General features: G+C 53.7%; 23 protein-coding genes. All 23 read left to right on the top strand.

The window, feature by feature from the left end:
* Positions 1 to 35 precede the first annotated feature (35 nt).
* The 23 genes from glyS (at position 36) to greA (ending at position 24,904) form a co-directional block, all read left to right on the top strand.
* Positions 36 to 1,715 carry a glycine--tRNA ligase gene (gene glyS / locus HZA73_11480; GenBank protein ID MBI5806642.1) on the top strand — a complete coding sequence of 560 codons (1,680 nt, stop codon included), beginning with the start codon at positions 36 to 38 and terminating at the stop codon, positions 1,713 to 1,715.
* An 85-nt stretch (positions 1,716 to 1,800) separates the two neighbouring features.
* Positions 1,801 to 3,972, top strand: a complete 2,172-nt coding sequence (locus HZA73_11475; GenBank protein MBI5806641.1) for a hypothetical protein — start codon at positions 1,801 to 1,803, stop codon at positions 3,970 to 3,972.
* A 94-nt stretch (positions 3,973 to 4,066) separates the two neighbouring features.
* A complete protein-coding gene (locus tag HZA73_11470) occupies positions 4,067 to 4,459 on the top strand; it encodes a hypothetical protein (GenBank protein MBI5806640.1) in 393 nt (130 codons plus the stop codon).
* The gene (locus HZA73_11465) at positions 4,456 to 6,516 is read left to right on the top strand and encodes a T9SS type A sorting domain-containing protein (protein ID MBI5806639.1); all 2,061 of its coding nucleotides are present in this window, start codon (positions 4,456 to 4,458) and stop codon (positions 6,514 to 6,516) included. Before HZA73_11470 ends, HZA73_11465 begins: the two co-directional genes overlap by 4 nt.
* Before the next feature lie 212 nt (positions 6,517 to 6,728).
* Positions 6,729 to 7,373 (top strand): Crp/Fnr family transcriptional regulator, encoded by a 645-nt coding sequence (locus HZA73_11460; protein ID MBI5806638.1) that lies wholly within the window; start codon positions 6,729 to 6,731, stop codon positions 7,371 to 7,373.
* A gap of 180 nt (positions 7,374 to 7,553) precedes the next feature.
* Positions 7,554 to 8,525: a hypothetical protein gene (locus HZA73_11455; GenBank protein MBI5806637.1), complete on the top strand. Its 972-nt coding sequence runs from the start codon at positions 7,554 to 7,556 to the stop codon at positions 8,523 to 8,525.
* Positions 8,526 to 8,574: 49 nt separating this feature from the next.
* The gene (gene rsmI, locus HZA73_11450) at positions 8,575 to 9,252 is read left to right on the top strand and encodes a 16S rRNA (cytidine(1402)-2'-O)-methyltransferase (protein MBI5806636.1); all 678 of its coding nucleotides are present in this window, start codon (positions 8,575 to 8,577) and stop codon (positions 9,250 to 9,252) included.
* A gap of 3 nt (positions 9,253 to 9,255) precedes the next feature.
* Entirely contained in the window at positions 9,256 to 9,870 is a 615-nt protein-coding gene (locus tag HZA73_11445; protein ID MBI5806635.1) for a CDP-alcohol phosphatidyltransferase family protein, read from the top strand.
* A 47-nt stretch (positions 9,871 to 9,917) separates the two neighbouring features.
* Positions 9,918 to 11,051: an inositol-3-phosphate synthase gene (locus HZA73_11440; protein MBI5806634.1), complete on the top strand. Its 1,134-nt coding sequence runs from the start codon at positions 9,918 to 9,920 to the stop codon at positions 11,049 to 11,051.
* A gap of 2 nt (positions 11,052 to 11,053) precedes the next feature.
* Entirely contained in the window at positions 11,054 to 11,719 is a 666-nt protein-coding gene (locus HZA73_11435; protein ID MBI5806633.1) for a dTMP kinase, read from the top strand.
* Positions 11,720 to 11,982: 263 nt separating this feature from the next.
* Positions 11,983 to 13,578, top strand: a complete 1,596-nt coding sequence (locus HZA73_11430) for a S41 family peptidase (GenBank protein MBI5806632.1) — start codon at positions 11,983 to 11,985, stop codon at positions 13,576 to 13,578.
* 21 nt (positions 13,579 to 13,599) lie between these two features.
* Positions 13,600 to 14,088, top strand: a complete 489-nt coding sequence (locus tag HZA73_11425) for an NYN domain-containing protein (GenBank protein ID MBI5806631.1) — start codon at positions 13,600 to 13,602, stop codon at positions 14,086 to 14,088.
* A 388-nt stretch (positions 14,089 to 14,476) separates the two neighbouring features.
* Positions 14,477 to 14,785, top strand: coding sequence for an MTH1187 family thiamine-binding protein (locus HZA73_11420; GenBank protein ID MBI5806630.1), 309 nt, complete (start codon positions 14,477 to 14,479; stop codon positions 14,783 to 14,785).
* Between the two features lie 120 nt (positions 14,786 to 14,905).
* Positions 14,906 to 16,099, top strand: a complete 1,194-nt coding sequence (nifS, locus tag HZA73_11415; protein MBI5806629.1) for a cysteine desulfurase NifS — start codon at positions 14,906 to 14,908, stop codon at positions 16,097 to 16,099.
* 233 nt (positions 16,100 to 16,332) lie between these two features.
* On the top strand, positions 16,333 to 17,169 hold the full coding sequence (locus tag HZA73_11410; protein MBI5806628.1) for a GGDEF domain-containing protein: 837 nt from the start codon (positions 16,333 to 16,335) through the stop codon (positions 17,167 to 17,169).
* Positions 17,170 to 17,229: 60 nt separating this feature from the next.
* On the top strand, positions 17,230 to 18,420 hold the full coding sequence (locus HZA73_11405; protein MBI5806627.1) for an amidohydrolase: 1,191 nt from the start codon (positions 17,230 to 17,232) through the stop codon (positions 18,418 to 18,420).
* Between the two features lie 29 nt (positions 18,421 to 18,449).
* Entirely contained in the window at positions 18,450 to 19,061 is a 612-nt protein-coding gene (locus tag HZA73_11400) for a tyrosine-protein phosphatase (protein MBI5806626.1), read from the top strand.
* A 67-nt stretch (positions 19,062 to 19,128) separates the two neighbouring features.
* Positions 19,129 to 19,716, top strand: coding sequence for a DNA-3-methyladenine glycosylase I (locus tag HZA73_11395; GenBank protein ID MBI5806625.1), 588 nt, complete (start codon positions 19,129 to 19,131; stop codon positions 19,714 to 19,716).
* Positions 19,717 to 19,729: 13 nt separating this feature from the next.
* Positions 19,730 to 20,707: a hypothetical protein gene (locus HZA73_11390; protein MBI5806624.1), complete on the top strand. Its 978-nt coding sequence runs from the start codon at positions 19,730 to 19,732 to the stop codon at positions 20,705 to 20,707.
* A gap of 11 nt (positions 20,708 to 20,718) precedes the next feature.
* A complete protein-coding gene (locus HZA73_11385) occupies positions 20,719 to 22,275 on the top strand; it encodes a hypothetical protein (protein ID MBI5806623.1) in 1,557 nt (518 codons plus the stop codon).
* Positions 22,272 to 23,066, top strand: coding sequence for a methyltransferase domain-containing protein (locus HZA73_11380; GenBank protein ID MBI5806622.1), 795 nt, complete (start codon positions 22,272 to 22,274; stop codon positions 23,064 to 23,066). Before HZA73_11385 ends, HZA73_11380 begins: the two co-directional genes overlap by 4 nt.
* A gap of 8 nt (positions 23,067 to 23,074) precedes the next feature.
* Positions 23,075 to 24,409: a bifunctional folylpolyglutamate synthase/dihydrofolate synthase gene (locus HZA73_11375; protein MBI5806621.1), complete on the top strand. Its 1,335-nt coding sequence runs from the start codon at positions 23,075 to 23,077 to the stop codon at positions 24,407 to 24,409.
* 27 nt (positions 24,410 to 24,436) lie between these two features.
* Complete coding sequence (greA, locus tag HZA73_11370) at positions 24,437 to 24,904, top strand: transcription elongation factor GreA (protein MBI5806620.1); 468 nt, start codon at positions 24,437 to 24,439, stop codon at positions 24,902 to 24,904.
* Positions 24,905 to 24,976: the final 72 nt, after the last annotated feature.

Here is a 24,976-nt window from a genome sequence, read left to right as displayed (position 1 = left end):
AGAAAATATTAAAAAACCTATTGCGAGGAGTTAACGTGGCCAGACCTGAAAACGCCTTTGAAAAAATAGTATCCCTGTGCAAACGGCGGGGATTCATATTCCAGTCCTCCGAGATATACGGCGGCCTGGGTTCCACCTGGGATTACGGCCCGCTGGGGGTGGAGCTGAAGAACAACGTCAAGAAGGCCTGGTGGCAGAGCGTGGTCTATGACCGGGAGGATATGGAGGGGCTGGACGCGGCCATCATCATGAACCGCCTGGTCTGGCAGTATTCCGGCCATGAGAAGACCTTTGTGGACCCGCTGGTGGACTGCAAGAAATGCCGTAAGCGCTTCCGGGCCGACCACCTCAAAGGAGACAATTGTCCCGAGTGCGGCGGAGAGCTGACCGAGCCCCGCAACTTCAACGGGATGTTCCAGACCTACGTGGGCCCGGTCCAGGACGAGTCCGGCCTGGCCTATCTCCGCCCCGAGACCGCCCAGGGCATTTTCACCAATTTCCTGAACGTCCTACAATCCATGCGGCGCAAACTGCCCTTCGGCATCGCCCAGATCGGAAAATCGTTCCGCAACGAGATCACGCCCGGGAATTTTACCTTCCGCACCCGGGAGTTCGAGCAGATGGAGATCGAGTATTTCTGCAAGCCGCCCCAATACCTGCAGCCCGGCGAGAAAACCGACGACCAGCTGCATCAGGAGTGGGTGGAGGCCCGCTATAACTGGTATCTAAGCCTGGGCCTGAGCCCGGAACGATTAAAGAAGCGCCCCCAGGCCAAAGAGGAGCTGGCCCACTATGCCAGGGCCTGTGTGGACCTGGAATACCTTTTCCCCGGATCTTTGGGCTGGAGCGAGCTGGAAGGCGTGGCCAACCGCCAGGATTACGACCTGACGGCCCACAGCAACAACGTTCCGGAAACAGACCTGGCCCGCTTGAAACTCAACCGGAACGAGCATTCCACCGAGAAACTGGAATACTTTGACGAGGCCTGGATCGATCCCGCCACCGGCAAGAAAGGCGCCAAGTACATCCCCTATGTCATAGAACCATCGGCCGGAGCAGACCGGGCCACTTTGGCCTTCTTGTGCGAAGCCTACGAGGAGGAGCAGCTCTCCCGTCCCGATGAGGCCGCAGTCAAGCCATTATCAGAGGCCATGGATGCAGCGTTGAAGAACATCCAAAAGCGGATAGCTGAGGCGGCCAAGCGCCCGGGAGACGAGATCCCCAACGGACAGCAGCTGGCGGCCATGGAAAAAGCCTTGCTGTCGGCCAAGGAAGATATTCCTGGCAAACTGCTTCAGATAGATGCCGCCTGCTCCCTGCCTGGAGCCGACAAACTGGACCTGGTGAAGAAGGTCAGGTTGATCGCCGGCAAGCTGGGTGACGAGCACACCAGGGCGGTGCTTCGGCTGCACCCCAGACTGGCGCCAATCAAGGTGGCCGTCCTGCCCCTGAAAAAGAACGAGCCGCGGATCGTGGAGCTGGGCAAAAAGATCAAGAACGACCTGACCCCTTATTTCCGGGCGGTCTACGACGACACCGCCGGAATCGGCAAGCTCTACCGCCGCCAGGATGAAGTGGGCACTCCATTCTGCCTGACCGTGGACTTCCAGTCGCTGGAGGACGACACTGTAACGCTCAGAGACCGGGATACCATGAAGCAGGAGCGGGTGAAGATCGAAGACCTGGCCAAGGTGATAGGGAAAAAGCTATTGTAAACAGTTATCCCTCCGGTTTTATTGATCAGGCTTGGCGCGGGATACATTTTCCAACGGTTTGATCAAATGCTTGTTAAAACAAACCATGTCTAAAAAACAACCCGATCCGGTCGTTCTCATAGAGCAGGCTCTATCCCGCAAGGATTATATTCTTGGCAGCAGCCTGCTGATCGAATACAGCCGGGACTTGCTGCAGCCGGGGAGGCTTCCGGAGCTAAGGACTATACTGGATAAGATCCCAAAGGATCAGTTCTATAGCCACCCTAAACTTATTCTGCTTGCGGCCAACGCAGATTACCAAAGCGGAGAGCTCAAGGCGGCATTGCGATGTCTTGCCACGGCCATTCCCGTTTTGAAAAAGAGCCGGGACAGTTCCTCTCTTTCCGCCGCCTACCGGTATCTTTCCTATATTTATCAGGACATGGGGCAGAATCAAAAGGCTATTCAGGCATGTGGCTTGGGTCTTAAATACCTCGACAAAAACGATTACCGGGGCCGGGCCGGATTGCTGGCGGCCATGGCCGGGAGCTATTGGAGACTGCTGGATTATAAAAAGGCCTCCAAAGTCTATGGCCGAGTGATGGAAATCTATATACGGGCCGGCGACAAGGAAGGACAGATTCGCACATTGGCCAATGTTTCAGCTATCACCAAAACATTGGGGTATTTAGAGAAAGCCCGGAAGGATAAGGAAGAGGTCCTGCGCTTTTACCGGGATTCCGACAACCGCCGCAGTTATTGCCTGGCCGCGGTGAATCTTTCTTCGCTTTACCTGGAGATGTTTGAACTGGAAAAGGCCGAGGTCCTTTTGACTATGGTGATTCCAGAAATTCAAAAACTCGGCCTCGGTATGGCCCTGGGACCGGCCAGGGTTCACTTGGGAGAAGTTCAAATGTACCAGGGAAGGTTTGCCGAGGCAGAAAAGACGCTTAAATTCGCCCTGGAGAATACCGACAGTTCCGATGAAGCATCCTACCACTTTACCTGTCTGATAGCTTTGAGTTCTTTGCACCGGATGCAAAACAACCCAGCACTTTCCAGGAAATATGCCATGGAAGCACTTGATGCCACGTCAAAAGAGAGACCGCTTGACACGGCCTTAGCCCAGTACAATATTTCCAAGGTTTGTATTGCTTCAAAGGAATATGCCAGATCCAGATATTATGCCGTCAAATCATTGGCAGTATATGCTGAAATGAGGATGGAGTATAAACATTCCCTGGCTTTGCTCAATCTGGCGGATATTTACCTATTGCAAAAAAAGACAGAACCATTTGTACGGACGTTATCACAAGGTCTGAAAATATGCCAAAAATACGAATACGATTTCTTTTTTCAAGGCCAATATCCCGACAGCTTTTGGCATCTGATCCCGGCCTATTTAAAAGCAAAAGGCACCTCAAAATACATAGATAAACTCTCACAAAAATTCGATCCGATCAAGACCATTTCAGAAGGGCCACCATCCTGCCGCCGGCCCGAGGTCTCGACTTTAGGATCTCTCAATGCATCAATAGACGGACATTTGATTGAACGATGGAAAAGGGCTGCTTCAAGGCAGGTACTGGGAATTTTATTGTCGAAGCACATATCGGCCGAGGAAAACTCCCAGGAGGATTTGGAGCAGTTCGTGCCGTCCGAAGTATTGAGCCTGATGCTCTGGCCTAAAAAAAGCCTGGCTACGGCATCTATAAATTTGCAGGTGGCCGTGGCTGAACTTCGCAGGCTCTTCGAGCCCGGCATCAAGGATGGAAAACATTCAAAGTATATCGAATTCAGGGATGGAAGATACAGGATAAATATAGAAAATATAGACCTGGATTTCAGGCATTTCATTTCGGATGTCCGCAAGGGGAAGCAAGCTGAGATCACCGGCCAGCATCCGGCGGCCCTGGAATATTACCGTCAGGCGGTTGATTTATACCGGGGCGATTTTCTGCCGGACATCAAACTTGTGGAGATGGAAGGTCCGAGAGAACAGCTTCGCCAATTATATTTTCAGGTATTGCTTTCGCTTGCCAGGTTGCATCTCAAACAAGGCCAGTTGGATGCTGCGATAAAGTATTCGGAAATGGCAGTTATCCGGGAGCGCTGTCTGGAGGAGGCCCATCGCATATTGATTTCGTCCTATTCCATGAAAGGGCGGAAAGACCTGGTATCCAAGCAATATCAACAATGCCGGACGGCGTTGCGCAGAGATCTGGGCCTGGAAATAAGCCCCGAGACAGTTGCCTTATATCGGGAATGCCAAGGATAGGCAGTAACGGCATTTTTTGTAAGCGGTTTGTAAGCGCCCTTTGTTAAAATCAGCATAACAAAGGGCGCTTTTTTCTTATATTTATTGCCAACATATGAAACAGATTAAAATCATACGCATTTCTTCCCTGCCGGAAAACGATCATGAGGTGGTCCGCATCAAGGGGCTTTGGGGAGGCTGTTTGGATATATCCGGAAAAGGGAGGAAAATAAAAAAAACACAGGTTTCCGCCAAAGGGGCCGGTGAAATAAAGGCCTATCTGCCTCAATTTGTGAAAAGTGTAATGCTGGAGCCGGGCGGCTTGATCTTCAATTCTCCGGCGGAAATCCCTTTTCAGGTGTTCATTTTAGACCGGGGCAACAAAGTGGTGAAGGTTCATTCGCCAGAACTGATTGGAGACAGTAATTTATGGCACTGTAATCTCTCATCAATGAATATCACCAAGATGAGAAAAATAATAATTAAAAAGGGAGGAAAATCAACATGAAGCTAAAGTTGGCAATCTTAATCGTGGGAAACCTGCTGTTCGTGCTGTCAACATCTTTTGCGGCGGCTCCAACCATTGATGTTCCGTACGGTACCAGTCCAGTTTTCTCTGGGTCATTCGATACTACCCAATGGAAGGATGCTTACATGGATACTTTTATGCTGGAAACCAAGACAAAATACAGTGCCATAGATACTTTCTTTGTCAAATATAATAGCGATACACTTTATTTGATCTGGGTGACCCCGGATTACGAACCGCAGGAGATTGCCCGGCATTCCTTGCTTTTTGACACAAGCTTTGACGGGGGTGCAGTTCTTTGGGGAGATGACCGCCGTTTGATGGCAGATACCGTGGTTGAATTCAAAGAGTTCAGCGGGAATACCAGCCTGTGGGAAGAGGAGAAAGTTGACGGATGGGATTGTCAGTATTCCAAAAATGTATGCTTCGTGACTCAATTTGCCGTGCCTTTCAGCAAGATAGGAATTGTTCCTGGCGCCAATGATACCATCGGCTTTGCCTTATTGGCTGACAGCGACACCCGGATGGGTAGATGGCCGGATGGCTCGGATTCCATTCAACCTGCCACCTGGGGAATATTGACATCATCCGGCAATTGGGTAACGCCCGCAATACCAGTGATAGACGTGCCTTATGGAACAGTTCCGGCATTTACCGGGACTTTTGACACCACCCAGTGGGCGGATGCCTATATGGACACCTTCCGGCTGGAAACCAAGACCAAATACAGCGCCATCGATACTTTTTTCGTGAAATATAACAACGACAGCCTCTACTTTATATGGGTGACCCCGGACTACGAACCCCAGGAGATCGCCCGGCATTCCTTGATCTTTGACACCAAGCTGGACCGCAGCAGCGGTCTGTTGGGAGATGATTACCGGTTGATGGCCGATACAACTGTGGAGTTTACAGAATACAATGGGGGCAGCGGTTTTTGGGAAAAGGATAAGGTCGCGGAATGGGATTGCCAGTATTCCAAAAACGTTTGTTTTGTCACCCAGTTTTCAGTTTCCTTAAATAAATTGGGTATCACCAAGGGCGAAAATGACTCAATAGGCTTCGCTTTGCTGGCCGACAGCGATACCCGGATGGGCCGCTGGCCGACCCTGATGGATTCCGTAAGGCCGGTAACCTGGGGAGTGTTGACCTCGTCCAACAAATGGGAGACGCCCATGACCATCATAGATGTTCCCTGCGGAACAGCCCCGGTTTTTGACGGCTCTTTGGATTCAACTCAATGGATGGACGCCTATCAGGCGGCGTTCAACTTCCCCGGCAAGTCCGCCAAGGCACCGGCGGCCGACAGTTTCTGGGTCAAGTATAACGGCGACACCCTGTATGTTATGGTGATAACCCCGGACTTCGAGACCATTGGCATAAAAGACCATTCCCTATTGCTGGACCTGAAATATAACAAGGATGCGGTTTTGATGGATTATGATTTCAGGCTAATGGGAGATTTTCTTACCGCCAGCCCTTATGAATTTTACGGCAACACTACGGTTTGGGAGCCGGCTGCCTTATCGAGCTGGGTTTTAGGCCTTTCGGATAAGACCGATTTGATTACCCAGTTTGCCGTGCCGATAGCCAATTTAAACATCAATATCGGCCAACAGGATACCATCGGGTTTGCGGTGATGGCGGCTGGCGATGTATATGGCGCCTGGCCCTATGGCTGCGATTCCATCTCACCCGTAACCTGGGGCGCACTGACCTCCAGCGCCGGCTGGACCGGGGTAATGGGTAAGCCGGATGACCAGTCCAAAGCCAAGCCGTTCTCCTTGTCCAATGTTTACCCCAACCCTGTTAAAAACAGGGCGGAATTCCGCTATCAGTTATCTCAACCATTGCCGGCAAAATTAAGCGTTTACAACATTGCCGGACAGCTGGTCAAAAGCTTTGGCCAGGGAGTTCAGATCCCAGGCACCCACACCATAAACTGGAATGTCCAAAGCCTGCCCAGCGGTGTCTATTTGTACCGGCTGGAGGCCGGCAGTTACAAGGCCACCAAGAGAATGCTGGTGATCAAATAATCCAGGCCCGGTTTCAAAAGGGGGAGAGCTTGCTCTCCTCCTTTTTTGATGCAATCGCTGAGAAAATCTGTTAAAAATCTTAAAAATAAATACCTTTTTCGCATTACGGCAATGCTCATGATCTTGAACTACAACTTCATAAATTGCTGTTGACATAAGCGCATAACTTATGATATCATACTATGTTAAACCATATATAAAGGGGGCAGAAAATGCCGGAAGCCGAAGGCGCTTTTGAAAAAGTATTGAAAGCGGGGGAGATTCTTTTCCGCGAGGGTGAACGGGGCGAGGAAATGTACCTGATCCGCTCGGGTAAAGTTGAGATATCCAACTCGGCCGGAGGGGCCAAAAAAGTGCTGGCCACCCTGTCCGAGGGTTCGTTCCTGGGCGAGATGGCCATAGTTGACGACGCCCCGCGCTCGGCCACCGCCACAGCTTTGGCCGATGTTTCCCTTTTGATACTGGACCGCTCGGCCTTCAAGGGGCAGATCCAGGAAAACCCGATGGTGGAATACCTGATCAACAGCCTGGTGAAGCGCCTGCGGGAAACCAACGAACAGGTTAAGATACTGCTGCAGAAGGACGATGTCTGCCGCATCGCGGCCTCGCTGCTGAACCTGGGCCGGGAGAAGGGCGCTCCCGACGGTTCCGGTGTCATCATCAAGGGCAGTTACACTCCCGACGGCTTTGCCAGTCAGGTGGGAGTGGGCAAAGCCAAGGCAGCCGAGATCCTGGACAAGATGCAGAAACAAGGCCTGATGGAGTTTTCGGCCGACGGGATCAAGATAGCTTCTATGGGCGACCTGGAGGAGTTCTGGAAGTTCGCTACGCTCATAGAAAAGTTAAAAGAGATGTAATCCTCTGCCACCGAGCGTTGCACGGAGTTTATCGAAGTGGCTCAGAGACACAGAGACTTTTCAATATGTCATTCTGAGTTGGGCATCATGCCTGACAAACCGAAGAATATATGTTTCTTCGCTAAAAATGTGTAATCCTTCTGCCATCAAAAAAATAGAAAATAAAGTTCTTAACCGACTATGAGATTTCCCAAGGGCCGCGCGGTGCTGCAGAATGCCAAACTGGAATTTGTGCATCTGGACAACGTTTTGGCCGACAACAAAAAAGAACGGGCCAGCAAGATCTCGGGATACCTGGAGATCGTCTACCCCGATGCGGTGGAGTTCCTGTACCTGAAGAAGGGAGAGCCGGTCAACGCCGGGCATTTCAACCGCTCCGAGCGGAAGCAGATGTCGGTGGCCGAGGTGATAGACAAGGCCAAGTCCTCCACCACCGGGACCGTCTCCATCTACGAGACACCGGAAGAACTGGTGGACATGATCATGGCCACCTTCAGCGTCAAGCCGGCCTTCAAGAACCTGGATCTGGCCACAGTGGACACCGAGAAGGTTTTTGAGAAACTGGTGGGGGTCAAGTTTGACGGCTTTCTGGAGATACGGCGGGGCTTTGACATGTCCTATCTCCGCTTTAAGGAGGGCGCTCCCTGTTCCGGTTATTTCACCTGGAAGGTGGAGAGCCTGGGAATGGAGGTGATCAAAGCCGCCCTGAAACAGGCGGCCACCGGCCCGGGGGCCATAGTGGTTGACGCCTTCGACAAGATCCCCATCATGGCCGAGCAGGCCAGCCAGGCCCAGGTGACCCTGTTCCTGAACGCCCTGAACAAGATAGTGAGCGAGCTCAAGATGATCGCCGGGCCCACCGTGGTCGGCAAGACCCTGACCTCGTCCAAGGAGTCGGCCACGGTGCATTATCCGTTCCTAAACGACTTTGATACTGCCGACGGCGAAGCCAAGGAAAACGGCAAGATAGTGGCCAGCCCAGAGGAACTGGGCAAAGCCTTTGCCGAGTGGATAGACAATTTCGTTGACTCCTTTAGAGTGGTGCTGGGCAAGCGGCTGGACGGAGTGGTGCAGCTGGCCATCAAGGATTACCGGTTCGCCTTAAAAGCCTCCAGTTTCGGGCGTCACTCCAAACTAAAGGATCTGCTTTAACCGATGTTTCAAACGTTTGAAATGTTTGAAACGTTTGAACGGTTGTAAAATGCCGGGCATTTTGTATCTAGTGGCTACTCCCATCGGCAATCTGGACGACATCACTCTCAGAGCGCTGAGGGTGCTCAAGGAAGTCGACCTGATAGCGGCCGAGGATACCAGGCATACCGGTCAATTGCTGAAACATTACGACATCAAAAAACCGTTGTGCTCTTTTTATTCCCACAACCAGGAACAAAGATCGCCGGAGCTGGTGGAAAAGCTTTTAGCCGGCCATCAGGTGGCCCTGGTAACCGACGCCGGAACCCCGGGGATCAGCGATCCGGCGGTGAGCCTGGTGGCTCAGGCGGTAAACGCCGGGATCAGGATAGTGCCCATTCCCGGCGCCACCGCGCTGATATCTGCTTTGGTCTGTTCGGGGCTGGACCCCAGCCGGTTCCTGTTCATAGGATTCCTGCCCATAAAATCCGGCAAGCGGGCCAAGCTGCTGGAACAGTTGAAGGAAGAGTCCGGCACAGTGGTAATGTACGAGTCGCCGCACCGGATCTCCAAAACTTTAACCGATCTGGCCGCCGCCTTTGCTCCGCGCCAGGCGGTATTGGGCCGGGAACTCACCAAAATGTTTGAGGAATTTGAACGGGGCGACATAGCCGAGCTGGCCCAAAAGTATCAGATCAAAAAGCCCCGGGGAGAATATGTAATTGTAATTGCCGGAAAGGTAGGATGAATAATGTTTCCCGAATGGCTCAATAAGGGTTTTGTCAATCTGTTCAAACCGTTCATCAATTTCTTTGTCAAGGCCAAGGTCAAAGCCAACTGGCTGACCACGGCCGGTTTCGTATTCGGTCTGGGGGCCGGGGCGCTGTTCGCCTCCGACCATTTTTTCTGGGGCGGCCTGGTGGGCCTGCTGTCGGCTATCTGTGACGCCATCGACGGCTCGCTGGCCCGGCGCTCGGGCAACGCCACCAAGTTCGGGATGTTCTACGACTCGGTGCTGGACCGCTATTCCGAGTTAGTCATTTTCATAGGGCTTTCCTACTTCTATTCCACCAAAGCCATGTGGCTTCAGGCCCTGTTGACAGACCTGGCCCTGGTGGGCTCGCTGATGGTCAGCTACACCCGGGCCCGGGCCGAGGGGCTGGGCGAGGACTGCAAGGTGGGCATCATGGAGCGACCGGAGAGGATAGCGGTGATCCTGACCGGCACGTTTTTTACCGGGGTATTTGACAAACACTGGATATTCACCGGGGCCCTTTGGATCCTGGCGGTCTTCACCAATGTTACGGCCATCCAGCGGATACTGCATGTCCGGAACAGGACCAAGGGGCAGACGATTCCTTCGTAAATAATTAAGCAAATAATATTAAATATCAGTTTTTCAGAAAGGACCACATGGGAAAGAGCATTGCCAGGAAAACAATCAAGCCAGCCATTAAAAAAGCCGGCTCGCGCAAGGTTCGGGTAGCTATCATCGGTGTGGGCAACTGCGCCTCCTCTTTCGTGCAGGGAGTTCATTATTACCGGAACGCCAAGCCAGGCGACAAGGTTCCCGGACTGATGCACGTCAACCTGGGCGGCTACCACATTTCGGACATTGAATTCTCGGCCGCCATCGACATCGACAAAAACAAAGTGGGCAAGGACCTGGCGACGGCCATCTATACCAAGCCCAACAATACCCTCAAATTCTGCCAGGTGCCAAAAAGCGGGATCACCGTCCAGCGCGGCATGCTGCACGACGGCCTGGGCAAATATCTTTCCCAGATCATCCAGAAGGCCCCGGGCTCCACGGTGGACATCGTCAAGCTGCTGCAGGACACCAAGACCGACGTGGTGGTAAGCTACCTGCCGGTGGGTTCGGAAGAGGCCACCAAGTGGTACGTGGAACAGATACTGGAGGCCAAGTGCGCCTTTGTCAACTGCATCCCGGTCTTCATCGCCCGCGAACAGTACTGGTCCAACCGTTTCAAGAAGGCCGGAGTGCCCTGCATCGGCGACGACATCAAATCCCAGGTGGGGGCCACCATCACCCACCGGGTTCTGACCCGCCTGTTCATGGACCGCGGGGTCAAGCTGTTGAAGACCTACCAGCTGAACTTCGGCGGCAACACCGACTTTTTGAATATGCTGGAGCGGGAGCGGCTGGAGTCCAAAAAGATCTCCAAGACCAACGCCGTCACCTCCATGCTGGATTACAAGATGCCGGCCGATGACATCCACGTCGGCCCTTCCGATTACGTGCCCTGGCTTTTAGACCGTAAGTACTGCCACATCAAGATGGAGGGCCAGACCTTCGGGGACGTGCCGCTGAGCCTGGAGATGAAATTGGAGGTCTGGGATTCGCCCAACTCGGCCGGGGTGGTGATAGACGCGGTGCGCTGCGCCAAGCTGGCCATGGACCACAAACTCTCCGGGACGATGCTGGAGCCTTCCAGCTACTTCATGAAGTCGCCCATGGTGCAGGTGCCTGACGATCAGGCCCAGCGGAACGTGGAAGAATACATCAAGAGACTGGGACGGAAATAATCATGTCTCGCCGAATTCAGAATTCCGAATTCAGAATTCAGAATTCCAAGGGTTTGTTTGTCAGCTTTGAGGGAATCGAGGGTTGCGGCAAGACCACCCAGGCCATGCTTCTGGCCAAGTGGCTGAAGAGCCGGGGGCATCAGGTCATAGTCACCCGGGAGCCGGGCGGGACGCCTATCGCCGAGAAAATCCGCAAGGTCCTGCTGGATTCCAGGAACCACCACATGTCCCCGCTGGCCGAACTGCTGCTGCTGGAAGCCTCGCGGGCCCAGCACCTGGCCCAGGTGATAATCCCGGCGCTGAAGGCGGGACGGATCGTGATCTGCGACCGCTTTGCCGATTCCTCCACCGCCTACCAGGGCTACGGACGGGGAATGGACCTGGAGATGATCAGCCGGCTGAACCAGATAGCGGTGGGCGGGTGCTGGCCCAGGCTGACCCTGGTCTTTGACCTGCCGGTGGAACAGGGATTTGCCCGGGCCTCCAAAAGAAAACGGGCACTGGACAGGATGGAGCGGCAGCAGAAGGCATTCCACCAAAAGGTCCGGCGGGGATTTTTGGCCATAGCCAAGGCCGACCCGGACAGGGTAAAGGTTCTGGACGGGAGCTTCCCCCCGGACGTGATCCAGGCAGCGGTCCGGCAGCTGGTGCACAATCGTTTAAAGTAATCCAGTTAAAACAGTACAGTTTGTCTTTTTAACTTTTAGGCAGGGCCCTGGATTTCTATCACACTAAGACACAAAGCCAACAGAGTGAATAATATTAGCAATTATCCCTTTGTGCCCCCTTCGGCTGGGCTTCGATAAACTCAGCCCATCGGCTCATCCTGGCAGCTCAGGGCACGCTTTGAGGCTCTCTGTGAAAATGGTTATTCAATCCAAAAGTCAAGTTCAAAAAGGACTCCAAAAATATGGAGGAAGGGAATAAGATCATGATCACCAAGCGCAAGCTTTTTACGCTGATCGCCGGCATTGCCGTGTTCAGCATGGTGGCCGGGGGAATGTTCGCCCTGTATGCCCAAAGTCAGTTGACCGACGATGTCGTGCGTAGCTTAGCAATGTTCCGGGAAGCATACTATAAAATTTATTCAAACTACGTGGTAACTCCAGACCCTCAGAAATTGATATACGGTGCTATAAAGGGGATGTTAGAGAGTCTAGATCCCCATTCAAACTTTTTAAATCCTAAAGCTTTTAATGATTTGAAAGTAAGTACAGAAGGATCTTTTGGTGGGCTGGGTATCCAAATAGACATTCGGGATAGTTGGCTAACAGTTATTGCCCCCATGGCTGGAACACCTGCATCTCGATTAGGTATTCAGGCTGGAGACAGAATAGTTAAAATTGATAATATATCCACGCGTGGGATTACCACTGACGGGGCTATTAGCAAGTTACGGGGAAGACCAGGGACTAAAGTTACTATCGCAATCCAGCGCGAAGGTGTGGATCAGCCAATGGATTTTGAAATAACCAGAGAGCTTATAGAAATTAAGAGTATTCCGTATTATGGTTTGATTAAGAATAAAACCGGTTATATTTGGCTGGCTAATTTTATGTCTAAGAAAACCGGTGATGATTTGGCTACTGCTATCAAGGACTTAGAGAATCAAGGAATGAAACAGTTGATATTAGACCTTCGAGGTAATCCTGGGGGGCAATTAAACGAGGCAGTTGATGTTTCAAGTGATTTTCTAAAAGATAGTTCTCTTGTAGTATTTACCAAAGGGCGAATGCCAAGGTCAAACATGACCTATAATGCATATAAACAAAATTATGACAATTTGGGACAACCATTATACGGACCTAAAAAAGGATCGATGGTGGTGCTGATCAACCAAGGCTCGGCCTCAGCCTCCGAGATCGTGGCCGGCGCATTGCAAGACTGGGACCGTGCTTTGATATTAGGCCAAACAAGCTTTGGTAAGGGATCTGTTCAGAACATTGTCGAATTGAACGATTCCATTGCATATAAACTGACCACCGCCAAATACTACACCCCTTCGGGGCGCTGCATCCACCGGGACAACAGCGCCTGGCAGTCGGGCGAGCTGGACAGCCTGGAGGAGGATTCCACCGCTCCCAAGGAGAAGTTCACCACCCTGGGCGGGCTTAAGCGCACGGTCTACGGCGGCGGCGGCATCATCCCCGACGTCAAGGTGGACCTGCCCCTTTTAAAGAAACTGGAGAGCAACCTGGAGCGCAAAACGCTGTTCTTCAAGTTTGCGGTCAAATATACGGTCACCCGCAAGGATCTTCCTCAGACCCTGGAAGTGGACGCTCCCATGCTGGCCGAGTTCAAAAAACTTTTGGCCGATGAAAAGTTCGAGTACACAGAACAGGATTTCAAGGAAAGCGAAGCCTACATCAAAAAGGGCATCAAGCGGGAGCTGCTTTCCAAGCTTTACGGCGACAAGGCTATGACCGCGTTCCTGCTGGAGGGAGACGCCCAGGTGCAGAAGGCGGTGGAACTGCTGGAACAGCACAAGGACCTGAACAAACTGCTGCAGACCGGGCAGAACAAGTGATCCTGATCTGATCTTTTCATCATGCCGCGATCATTGATAATCGACGGATACAACCTGGCTTTCGCCTGGAAAGAAGTGCGGCCGATCCTGATACAGAACCAGCAGAAAGGCCGGGAGCGCCTGCTGGACTTGCTGAGGCGCTACAAGAAAGCCACCGGCCAGGAAGTACTGGTGGTCTTTGACGGGCCAAAAGAATCATCCCAGCCCAGACAGCAGACGGTCCAGGGAATAAAGACGGCCTATTCGGCCTTCCCCAAAACGGCCGACGATGACATCCGGAAAAGGGTCCAGACCTGCAGTGACAAAGGCCGGCTGCTGGTGATCAGCTCCGACAACCAGGTGTCCAGCTTCGCCAAAAGGCGGAATGTGGAGACAATGGGCTCGTCCGCTTTCGCCCAAAAAGCGGAAAAAATATTGGCCGGTTTGTCCCAGTCCGATGAAAAACCCCAGAAGGCCGACGTGGCCGACTGGCTGAAGTTCTTCAAGCGGGACAGGAGCATGGAAGATTAGGGACGGTTATTGTAAGGAAACCAGGAAGGACAGGAATTGTTGCATTCAAGTTGTCTGGTACTCAAGATAAATCATTTTAATCTGAGTTAATAGTTCGACTAACGCTCACTACGGCGTCTGCGTTCACCAAAATAATCCAGGTTAATTCTCCAATCAGAAAAATACACTGAACGATAAACAACTAAATTCACAGGAGCATCAAAATGGCCAGAAGCAAGAACAAACAGAAAAGACAGAGACTTAAATTCAAAATAGCCCGGGTCAAGAAACAGGAACGCAAGAAGGTGCTGCACCTCACTGCCAAATCGGTAAAAAAGACAGCTGCAGCCAAGAAGTAGTTCCATTAGCCCCGCCGGGACAAGAAATAACTTCTTAAGGAGACATCCCGATGCCGGTAGCAGAGATCAGCGTAACCCCGATAGGGACGTTAAATCCCAGCATCTCCGAGTTTGTGGTGGATGCCATCAGGCTGGCCCGCAGTTCCGGCCTTAAGTACGAGATCACGGCCATGGGCACAAACCTGGAAGGCAGTTTGGATGATATTCTGGCGGTGGCACAGGCCATGCACCAGAAATGCCTGCTTTCCGGGGCATTACGGGTGTCCACCAACATCCGGATAGATGACCGGGTTGACAAGGTGCTGACTCTGGAAAGCAAGAAGGAAGCGGTGCGCAAAGGACTGCTCGGGCAGCAGTAGCCGTTTCTTCAAGAACCGGGAAAATGCCCCGGGATCTGCCAGTATGCCTCTTAATATCTTTGACTGGCCGTTTCAGACATTGGATTAGAAACGGCAAAAAATTCATCAGGGAGGCTTTTTATGCCAGCTATATATTTTGACCACAATGCCACCACCCCGGTGCGTCCCGAAGTGCTGGAGGCCATGCTGCCCTTCTATCAGAACGGATTCGGCAACGCCTCCAGCCTTCACACTCAAGGCCTGGCGTCCCGCCAGGCCCTGGAAGAATCCCGCCGGAAGATAGCCGCGGTGTTGAATTGCGAACCCTCGGAGATAGTCTTCACCGGCTCCGGCACCGAAGCGGACAACCACGCCATCAAAGGCGTGTTTTTTGCTAATAGGCCCGGCCGGCCTGGCCTGGTCACTTCCAAGATAGAACATCATGCGGTGCTGCATTCATTTGAATATCTGGAAAAATATCACGGAGCAAAACCTGTTTACATCGGGGTTGACTCCGAAGGATTGCTGGACCTGGATGCCTTGAAAAAGGCGGTCACGCCTGAAACTTCCCTGGTCTCCGTGATGCATGCCAACAACGAGGTGGGAACCATCCAGCCCCTGGCTGAGATCGCCGCCATCTGTCATTCCCAGAATGCCTTTTTCCATGCCGATGCCATCCAAACCTTTGGCAAGATAGAGACCGACGTTAAAAAACTGGGAGTGGATCTGCTTTCCATCTCCGGGCATAAGATATACGCTCCCAAAGGGGTGGGGGCGCTTTACATTAAAAAGGGCACCAGGCTTCATTCGCTGATCCACGGCGGCGGACATGAGAAGAACCGCCGGGCCGGCACCGAGAACGTGGCGGGTATAGTTGCTTTAGCCAAAGCGGCCGAACTGGCGGCCGGAGAAAGAGAATCCCAAACCATAAAACTGACGGACTTGAGGGAACGGCTGTGGCAGGGTTTGCAGAAAAACATCACCCACATCAAGCGCAACGGCTCCATGACCCAGGGACTGCCGGGCACCCTTAACATCAGCTTTGAATTCATAGAAGGCGAGTCCATTCTGCTGTCGCTGGACATCAAGGGCATAGCCGCCTCTTCGGGCTCGGCCTGCACCTCAGGGTCACTGGAGCCGTCGCACGTGCTGGCCGCCATGGGGGTGCCCACCGAAACGGCCCAGGGATCGGTGCGCTTCAGCTTGGGGCGGGAGAACACCGAGCAGGAGGTGGACTACGTGATAGCCGAATTGCCGGCCATCATTACCCGGTTGCGTCAGATGTCGCCCATCGCTCCCAAGGAAAGCTGCCGGATTGACGGTAAATCCAGCTAAGGCGCTGAATAAATATAAGGAAACCAGCTTGCACGCCGAAGTCCCGCCACCCTTCGAATATGAATTCGGCAGGTCTCAGTCTGGCGGCTCAGTATCTGGCGGGACGCAGGAGTGGAAGGCAGGAATAATTCACGGCCACCAGAAAATCAATTAAATTACCGGCCAACAGTGAACTATCTCGAATGACTGGATAAACTGTTCCTCAAAGTTTACCTTAAATAACGAGGTGCACAATGAAGTCTAAAAAAGATGGGTTCACCAAGGAGATCATTGAAGTATTGGGCAAGGACCACGGAGAGACAGAAGAGGTGGTCAAACTTATGGAAGCCGGATTCATAGACAAAACCTCAAGCCTCTACGGGGACCTGATCTACACCCTGACCCATCTGCGTTTCAGCGAGGGGCAGGCCCGCAGCCACTGGGAGAACATTTTAAAGCACAAGCTGGAGCTGGCTTCCAAGCTAGGCCGCAACGTGGGGATCCGGGTTTCGCTGCTGGATTATTTCACCAACCTGCAGCAGAAGCTGGAAAACCCCAAGGTGATAGAGATGGACCTCTACGAAAAGACACTGCTCTCGGCGGTGACCGATGGTTTGACCGGGCTTTACAATCACCGCTATTTTCAGGACCGGTTCGAGGAAGAAGTGGAGAGGGCCCGGCGCTACCAGCTTTCGCTATCCCTGCTGATGCTGGACCTGGACGACTTCAAGATATACAACGACACCAACGGGCACATAGCCGGGGACCTGCTTTTGGTAGAGATATCCAAGGTTCTTAAAAGGGCGGTGCGCAAGGTGGACACGGCGGCCCGCTATGGGGGCGAGGAATTCGCCATCATACTGCCATCCACCAAAAAGAAGGGGGCGCTGATAATCGCCAGCCGGATCTGCCAGAAGATCGCTGAATACAGGTTTCCCAACCAGTCGGTGATGCCCAAGGGCAAAATAACCGCCAGCATCGGGGTGGCCAGCCTGGGCGACGACTCCGACAACCATAACGGTCTGTTGGACAGCGCCGACAAGGCACTGTACCGGGCCAAGGCAGGGGGCAAGAACCAGGCGGCGGGCTGAACTTATGTCATGCTTTCCTGAGACGCAGAAACAAAGGCCAGCAACAAGATATAAGCTACCATGAAAACCTCAGACAGTCAGCTTAAAAATTACGTCATCACCTGGAGACGCAGGATACACTCAGCTCCGGAGCTTTCCTTCAACGAGGTCCTGACCTCCAAGGCCATTGCCGGGGAATTGAGGCGCCTGGGCTGGCAGGTGAAGACCGGAGTAGGCGGGACCGGTGTGACCGGCCTCCTAAACGGCAAAGGCCCGGGAAGGACCGTGGCCCTTAGGGCCGACATGGACGCCCTGCCGGTGCAGGAGGAAAACGATGTTTCCTACCACTCCCGGAATCCCGGAAAAATGCATGCCTGCGGCCACGACGGACATTGCGCTATGCTGCTGGGGGCGGCTTCGATCCTGGCCGGCAACAAGGATCAACTTAAAGGCAGCATCAAGCTATTGTTCCAGCCGGGCGAGGAGACGCCGCCGGGCGGGGCGCTGGGGATGATCGCCTCCGGCGCTTTGGAGGATCCCAAGGTCCATGCGGTCTTCGGTCTGCATCTGGACTCATCCCTGCCTTCGGGCAGGATCGGTTTGCGCCAGGGCCCGATGATGGCCGCCTCCGACAATTTCAAGATCACCATCAGGGGTAAAGGCGGGCACGCCGCCCGGCCCCACAACTGCCTGGATCCCATAACCACCGGGGCCCAGATGGTAGCGGCTTTGCAGACCATCGCCAGCCGAAGGGTTGATCCGGCCCAGCCGGCGGTGATCACCGTGGGCAGGTTCGTCTCCGGCACCAAGCACAACATCATCCCCGAGACCGCTTTGCTGGAGGGCACCGCCCGGTCCATTGACCGCCATACCTGGAAGATGATACCGGTTTGGATCAAACAGATCGCAGAAAACACGGCCCGGGCCAACGGTCTTACAGCGACTGTGGAATATGAACGGGGATATCCGGTGCTGCACAATGATCCCAGGATGATCGATTTTTCCGAGGCCGTTGCCAGCCGCCTGCTGGGCCGTCCGGCCGTGGTATATATTAATGACCCTTTGATGGGCGGCGAGGATTTTGCCTATTTTCTACAAAAGGCTCACGGCGCTTTCTTAAGACTGGGAAGTTGCAAGAACAACAGTACGGCCTACCCTTGGCACCACCCCAGATTCAACATTGATGAAGAGGTGCTGCCCAAAGGGGCAAAACTGCTGGCGGAGCTGGCAAAAGAATATTTAAGTATTCACGGTATAAAGGGACAAAGGTAATATTTGGCCACTAACCGGCCGGAAATATAATGAAAATATTCACAGTTTTAGGACTGCTCTTGATTGCGGTCATTACCCTGACCTGCAATCCCGGCCGTCCCCGCCCCGACAACTGGGCCCAGCCGGTGAGCCTGGCCGGGGTGCCCAATCTTTTCCAGGTAAGTAATGACCTTTACCGCAGCGCCCAGCCCGACTCCCAGGGAATGAAGAACCTCAAACAGCTGGGGATCAAGACCGTCGTCAATCTAAGGTCGTTTCACACCGACCAGGATGAGCTCGGGAATACCGGCCCGGCCGGGGAACACATATACATGGTGGCCTGGCATCCGGAAAAAGAGGAAGCGGTCAGGTTCCTGAAAATTGTCTCCGACAGCGCCAGGACTCCGGTGCTGGTCCATTGTCAGCACGGCTCCGACCGCACCGGGACGATGTGCGCCATATACCGGGTGACGGTCCAGGGTTGGAGCAAGGAGGAAGCTATCAGGGAAATGACCGGTGGCGGCTTTGGCTTCCACCAGATGTTCGTTAACCTGCCCAAGTGGATCAATGACCTGGACATCGAACAGGTGAGAAAAGAAGCGGGAATCACATTCATCCCGCCCCCGGCAGCACCGAAGGCCAATCCGCCCCGGCAGAAATGAACAACGATCACCAATCCAGAAACAGACTGAAACAATAACCTCAACAGCATTGGCGGAGGACCAGACCATCACTGTAAAACAAACCTGCCCTTGGCCCCAGGACGACGCCCAAATGGTGGAATACCACGATACCGAATGGGGCGTCCCTTTGCACAATGACCAAAAACTCTTTGAGTTCCTGGTGCTGGATGCCTTTCAGGCCGGCCTAAGTTGGAGCACCATTCTGCACAAAAGGGAGAATTTTCGAAAAGCATTCAAGAACTTTGATCCCAAGAAAGTGGCCCGGTTCACCCAGCCCGACATCCAGCGGCTGCTGGCGGATCAGGGGATAATCCGCAACCGGCTGAAGATCGAGGCCACGGTGAAGAACGCCAAGGCCTTTTTGAAGATCCAAAAAGAATTCGGCACTTTTGGAAAATACATCTGGTCCTTCGTGGGATATCAGCCGATCGATAATAAATGGGAAACCGTCAGCCAGATACCAACCTCCAGCGTCCAGTCTGACGATATGTCAAAAGATCTCAAGGCCCGGGGATTCAGTTTCGTGGGCACCACCATCTGCTACGCCTTCATGCAGGCGGCCGGGATGGTCAACGACCACTTGGTGAGCTGCTTCCGGCACGGGGAAGTGTCGGGGAATGCCAAAAACCAATAGAAAGGATAGAGCGATGAGAAATCTGTTCATCTTTTGTTTGGTTCTTCTGCTGGCCGCCGCCGGCCCGAAAGCCCAAGTAATCAGGGACTATTCCTATAAGCTGGACAACGGGGCGACAGTCCGCACCGAGAAGGGTTGGAACTATGTCCAGGCGGCCCAGACCTTCGCCAGTCAGCAGAAACCTGCCGCCACCGGAAAGATCGACGTGGCGGTAACCGCCGTAGGCGACCTGATCAGCGGCTACGGGGTCAAGATCCTCAAGGCTGGAGCGGAGGTGGATTCTGCGTCCCTGACCCCGGGAATTTATGACCTAAAGATTACCTGCCCCCTGTCATCCAGCACCCCGGGGGATATCAGTTTCTTGGTGGCCGGCGCTGTGATCAGGCCCAAAACGGACACCAAGGTCAGCGTTACCCTCCATGATGTCCAGATCACGATCAACGAGAAGACGGAACCCAACCAGGGCCTGGCCTACTACGAGACCAAGACCAACCGCTATCATGGCAACTGGGAGCAGAACGGCAACTGGAGCATTCCCAAATTCTTCAGGAGCGGTGATCACAAGGTAAAAGTGGCGCCCGATGCACCGGGAGGGGATTATTACGGGAAGATCAGGGGCGGCAAGTATGACCTGTACCTTGACATCTACACCAGGGCCGGCGGGCACATGATATGGCTGGAGAACCTGGAGCTGAAGCCGGATGTCTCCTGCCGGATCACCACCAACCTCAACGCCGCGGAGGTGGCCTATACCGGCGGAGAATTCGAGGTGAAGATGCTGCACTTCTACCCGGCCGGCACGGCCGCCAAGGCAAAGGGGAAGCCCAGACCGGACAAGAAGGCCGAGCGCTTTGCCATCGAAGGGCCCGACCATGTCACCCCCTGTCCGCCGGGCACCTACGATGTGCTGCTGAATTACAGCTACGGCGGCAAATATGTATGGCGTAAGGGCGTGGTGCTGGAAGTCGATAAAAAGACCGAGATCAAGTGAAGCGCCGCTGCTTGAAAACATTCTACCTGCTGGTCCTGCTGGCCGCCGGAACCGCTGCCCAGGCTGATCCCCGGAACTGGCAGCAGTTCAAAACCTTCGGCGGCAGCACCCTGGCCGGAGAGGTCAGGACCCTGATTGCCGATATCCGTTATCTTTACGCTTTCACCGGTTCCGGCGGGGTCCGCTATGACAAGTTGCTTGACAAATGGGATTTTTCCTTTCTGCCCCAGGCTCCTCCTTCGAACTTCCAGTTTGCCGGACTGGACCACATGACAGGTGATTTCTATTTTGCCGCGGGCCAAAGCGTCACACCCTACAATGCTCTTTCCAAGTTCTATTACAGCCCGGTGATCTTCCCGGCCCCGGTGCAGGGCCTGTCTTTTGACGGGAAAGGGATCTGGGCCAGGACCACCAACGGTGTTTATTTTTTAGACCGCTGGACCAGAACAATTTCCCTATCCGCCGACAGCGTAGCACTCCGGGAGTGGCAGGGTCCGTTAGACCTGAGACAGATCAGGAATGATGTCCGGCTGCTGGGCCTGGCTCCTTTTCAAATGATGGACGAATGGGCAATAGTCCATCCTATCACTGCTCTGGCTTATGAAAAGTTCGGAACCGAAGCCTGGATATGGTACCGGGGCCTGGGTCTGTGGAAGTACGACACATTTTCCCGCAAACTTAGCCAGGCCACCAAGGGTTTTTTGGCCAGCGCCGGAGTGAATGGAATCGCCTCTCATGGGACAAACCTGGCCCTGGCCGGGCCGGGCGGGATCACATTGATCGGGGCAGAAGGCGAACGCTGGCAGCAGATGAACCGGATGTTCAATGCCGACTTGGCCGGGTATTCAATAATGGCGGCGGCCTTCGATGACCGCGATGTCTTTGCCGGAACCGGTTCGGGGATCCTGGCTTTCAAGCGGGGCGACGACTTCGTCCGCAATATCACCACCTACGACGGACTGCCATCCGACCGGGTAAACTGCTTGTATCTGGAAGGCGACAGCCTATGGGCCGGCACCGACTACGGACTGGGCCTTTATCAGCGGAGTATAAAGTCTGCCAGCAGTCTTTGGCCGCAGCTGGAGAACCATATGATCACCGGCATCAGCGCCGATCAGAGTTATATCTACCTGGCCACCGGCCGGGGAGCCCTGAAGCTGGACCGGCAGGACAGCCTGAAGCCTTTGCGTTATAACGACCCAGATCCAGCCATGTTGGAAGAATCAATGGCGGCAGTAATCTCCGAGGACACCATCACCTGGTGGCTGGGAAAGGACTTTCTGCTGGCCGGAAACAAAAGGGACGGCAGTTACAGGACCTTCCTCCGTTCCGGCAATTACGCCGCCGGGCAGGGCCTTTGTCTGGCCGTAGATGGCGGCAATGTCTGGATCGGCACAGACAACGGGCTGGTCCGTTTCGTAAAAAACCGGAACCAGTTCCAAGTTTATCATGCCTCCGACGGATTGCTGGATGAACAGGTGTGGTCAGTGCATTCGCTGAACGGCTGTTTGTGGGCCGGGGGGCCGAACGGGGTCAGCCGGTTTTGTTTTAAGAACGAGGATCAATGATCCGTCCTTTAGACCAACGCAATTACGACCGGCTGGCGCAAAACGACGGAGAAAGCTCCCAAAATTACTACCGGCACGCCGGGCCGGACATGAGGCTGAAAACGCTATTGTTCCTTGGGGCAAAATTAGATCCAGGGAAAGTATTGGAGATTGGCTGTGCCGACGGCCATGTGACGGAGTCTTTAAAAAACGCCTTGACCGGAAACCGTGCATCCGGATATTTTGGGTTGGACATTTCATACATATCCCTGCAGCGGGCCAAGGCCAAGGGTTTCGGCAATGTTGTCAAATCAGAGGCCGAAGACCTGCCGTTCGCAAAAAACAGTTTTGACCTGGTGATAGCCAGCCAGGTGCTGGAACATGTCCCAAACATGGAAAGGGCTGTAAGCCAGGCTTATTCGGTCCTCCGGCCCGGCGGCTGTTTCATTGTCACCGTTCCCCTGGCCGACTGGTTCAAGCTTTATAAGGGTCTGGTCCGGCGGACGCCGGTGAAATTTCTGGATCAGGAGACCCATATCCGGGAATGGTCGCTGGTCCCATTTCAGGGTTTCGTTTCCAAGAACAGTCTGTTGGTTCTGCTTAAAAAAAGCGGTTTCGCAATAAAGCAGTGCCAGGGGGCATTCTTCTACAGCTGGCGACTGGAACGACTGGCCGATAGAGCTTTGCTGAACTGGCCGTGGCATTATAATATTCTCAAAGGCTGGGATGTGCTGCTGGGCAGTATACCGGTCCTGCTATGGACGGCCAGATATGCCGTAATTATTACTCAAAAGCCGGAACAAATCATCTGAAAAATCCAATGACCTACCAGCACGCCATAGAATATTTGATGTCGTTTTTGGACCTGGAAAAAGCACCGGGACAAAAATATCACGACGATTCCTACAACCTGGACGGGTTCCGCCAGCTTTTAAGCCAGGTGGGAAATCCCCAGAATTCATTCAAGTCCATTCTGGTGGCCGGGACCAAGGGAAAAGGTTCCACGGCGGCCTTTATTGAAAGCGCGCTTCGGGCCCAGGGCATCAAAGCCGGGCTGTACACCTCGCCCCACCTGATAAGCTTTTGCGAGCGGATCCGGTTGAACGGCCGTAATATCCTGGAGCGCGATTTTGCCCAAAGGCTGGATTGCTTAAAGCCATTTTTGGAAAAACAGAAATTCAACACCGCCTCCCCGGCCGGGGGAAGTTCCACGGTATTTGAGATCCTGACCGCCATGGCCTTCCTTTATTTTCAGGAGATGGGCATCGAATGGGCGGTGCTGGAAGTGGGGGTGGGCGGGCGCTTGGACTGCACCAACGTGGTAAATCCCAGGGTCTCGGTTATCACCAACATCAGCCATGACCATACCGAGATCCTGGGGGACAGCCTTAAGGAGATCGCCGGTGAGAAAGCCGGGATCATCCGGCAGGACGGCCTGGTGGTCACCGCTCCCCAGGGAGCCGAAGCGCTGAAGGTCATTTTGCACAGGTGCCGGGACCTTAACGCCCGGCTGTTTCAGGTAGGCAAGGAAGTGGGATTCAAAATATCGGAGCAGGACCCGGAACATTTGAGCATGGACCTGGGCGGTACTTTTGGCAAACTTACCAACGTGGAACTGGGATTGTCCGGCGATTTCCAGGCCGAAAACGCTGCCACCGCTTTCGCCGCTTTAAGGACATTGCAGTTCCGCAACCAGCAGGTGGGCGATGCCGCCATCCGCAAGGGTTTTAAGGAAGTGTACTGGCCGGGCCGGATGCAGACGGTTTCCAAGCATCCTTTGATGATAGCGGACGGGGCCCATAACGATTATTCGGCTTACCGGCTAAAGAAAGCGGTGGAGACCCTGTATCCCGACAAAAACAGGATCCTGGTTCTGGGGATATCGGCCAACAAGGATATCGGAGGAATAGTCACCAACCTGGTTCCCCAAAGCCGGGTGCTGGTGATCACCAAAGCCAAGCATTCCAGGGCGGCTTCCCCGGAGGCCATCAAGAAAGAGGCCAAGAAATTCGCGGTGCCGGTGATCGAGACCGAAAACCTGGCCCAGGCGTTGGAGCGGGCCAAGGAACTGGCCACACCCCAGGATCTGGTGCTGGTGACCGGTTCGCTGTTTTTGGTGGGAGAGACGCTGGAACTGTTAGGCAAAAAAAAATAAACCCAAACAAATAATAAAGCGTCAATCATGAGCAGAGTGGTGGTAACCAAGGAAGGGTTGGCCAAATTAAAGGCCGAGCTGGAAAACCTGGTCAAGGTGGAAAGGCCTACCATTTCGGCCGCCCTGGCCCATGCCCGGAGCCTGGGAGATCTTTCTGAGAATGCTGAGTATCATTCGGCCAAGGACAAGCAGGGCCTGATAGAATCACGGATCCGGAAACTGCAGGAAGATCTGGCCCAGGCCGAGGTGATAGACGAAAGCCAGCTGGCCCAGGGGGTGGCGGTTTTCGGCCGTTCGGTCAAGGTCAAGGATCTCTCGGATAACAGCATAGAGACCTACATACTGGTGGGCCCCCATGAAGCCGATTTTGAAGCGGGCAAGATCTCGGTGGAAAGCCCCATCGGCCGTGGCCTGCTGGGCAAGAAGAAGGGCGATACCGCCGAGATAATCGTTCCCTCAGGCAGCATCAAGTACAAGATAATATCGATCACCTAGCGGTATGGTGCGACGTGTCCTTATGATAAACAAAAAACTACATCAAGTAAGGGCAATTCATGAATTGCCCCC

It is taken from the genome of candidate division TA06 bacterium (assembly GCA_016235665.1).
Classification (GTDB): Bacteria; Edwardsbacteria; AC1; order AC1; family EtOH8; genus UBA5202.
The sequence above is the reverse complement of the archived record's forward strand: the minus strand, read 5'-3'. Positions and strand labels throughout refer to the sequence as shown.

What these genes read in the sequence shown, in the direction of transcription:
- HZA73_11400 (MBI5806626.1), top strand. Translation starts at nt 18,450, where the DNA reads ATGAAAATATTCACAGTTTTAGGACTGCTCTTGATTGCGGTCATTACC.
- rsmI (MBI5806636.1), top strand. Translation starts at nt 8,575, where the DNA reads ATGCCGGGCATTTTGTATCTAGTGGCTACTCCCATCGGCAATCTGGAC.
- HZA73_11475 (MBI5806641.1), top strand. Translation starts at nt 1,801, where the DNA reads ATGTCTAAAAAACAACCCGATCCGGTCGTTCTCATAGAGCAGGCTCTA.
- nifS (MBI5806629.1), top strand. Translation starts at nt 14,906, where the DNA reads ATGCCAGCTATATATTTTGACCACAATGCCACCACCCCGGTGCGTCCC.
- HZA73_11430 (MBI5806632.1), top strand. Translation starts at nt 11,983, where the DNA reads ATGATCACCAAGCGCAAGCTTTTTACGCTGATCGCCGGCATTGCCGTG.
- HZA73_11465 (MBI5806639.1), top strand. Translation starts at nt 4,456, where the DNA reads ATGAAGCTAAAGTTGGCAATCTTAATCGTGGGAAACCTGCTGTTCGTG.
- HZA73_11380 (MBI5806622.1), top strand. Translation starts at nt 22,272, where the DNA reads ATGATCCGTCCTTTAGACCAACGCAATTACGACCGGCTGGCGCAAAAC.
- HZA73_11375 (MBI5806621.1), top strand. Translation starts at nt 23,075, where the DNA reads ATGACCTACCAGCACGCCATAGAATATTTGATGTCGTTTTTGGACCTG.
- HZA73_11390 (MBI5806624.1), top strand. Translation starts at nt 19,730, where the DNA reads ATGAGAAATCTGTTCATCTTTTGTTTGGTTCTTCTGCTGGCCGCCGCC.
- HZA73_11460 (MBI5806638.1), top strand. Translation starts at nt 6,729, where the DNA reads ATGCCGGAAGCCGAAGGCGCTTTTGAAAAAGTATTGAAAGCGGGGGAG.
- HZA73_11435 (MBI5806633.1), top strand. Translation starts at nt 11,054, where the DNA reads ATGTCTCGCCGAATTCAGAATTCCGAATTCAGAATTCAGAATTCCAAG.
- HZA73_11420 (MBI5806630.1), top strand. Translation starts at nt 14,477, where the DNA reads ATGCCGGTAGCAGAGATCAGCGTAACCCCGATAGGGACGTTAAATCCC.
- HZA73_11425 (MBI5806631.1), top strand. Translation starts at nt 13,600, where the DNA reads ATGCCGCGATCATTGATAATCGACGGATACAACCTGGCTTTCGCCTGG.
- HZA73_11455 (MBI5806637.1), top strand. Translation starts at nt 7,554, where the DNA reads ATGAGATTTCCCAAGGGCCGCGCGGTGCTGCAGAATGCCAAACTGGAA.
- HZA73_11445 (MBI5806635.1), top strand. Translation starts at nt 9,256, where the DNA reads ATGTTTCCCGAATGGCTCAATAAGGGTTTTGTCAATCTGTTCAAACCG.
- HZA73_11410 (MBI5806628.1), top strand. Translation starts at nt 16,333, where the DNA reads ATGAAGTCTAAAAAAGATGGGTTCACCAAGGAGATCATTGAAGTATTG.
- HZA73_11405 (MBI5806627.1), top strand. Translation starts at nt 17,230, where the DNA reads ATGAAAACCTCAGACAGTCAGCTTAAAAATTACGTCATCACCTGGAGA.
- HZA73_11440 (MBI5806634.1), top strand. Translation starts at nt 9,918, where the DNA reads ATGGGAAAGAGCATTGCCAGGAAAACAATCAAGCCAGCCATTAAAAAA.
- HZA73_11470 (MBI5806640.1), top strand. Translation starts at nt 4,067, where the DNA reads ATGAAACAGATTAAAATCATACGCATTTCTTCCCTGCCGGAAAACGAT.
- greA (MBI5806620.1), top strand. Translation starts at nt 24,437, where the DNA reads ATGAGCAGAGTGGTGGTAACCAAGGAAGGGTTGGCCAAATTAAAGGCC.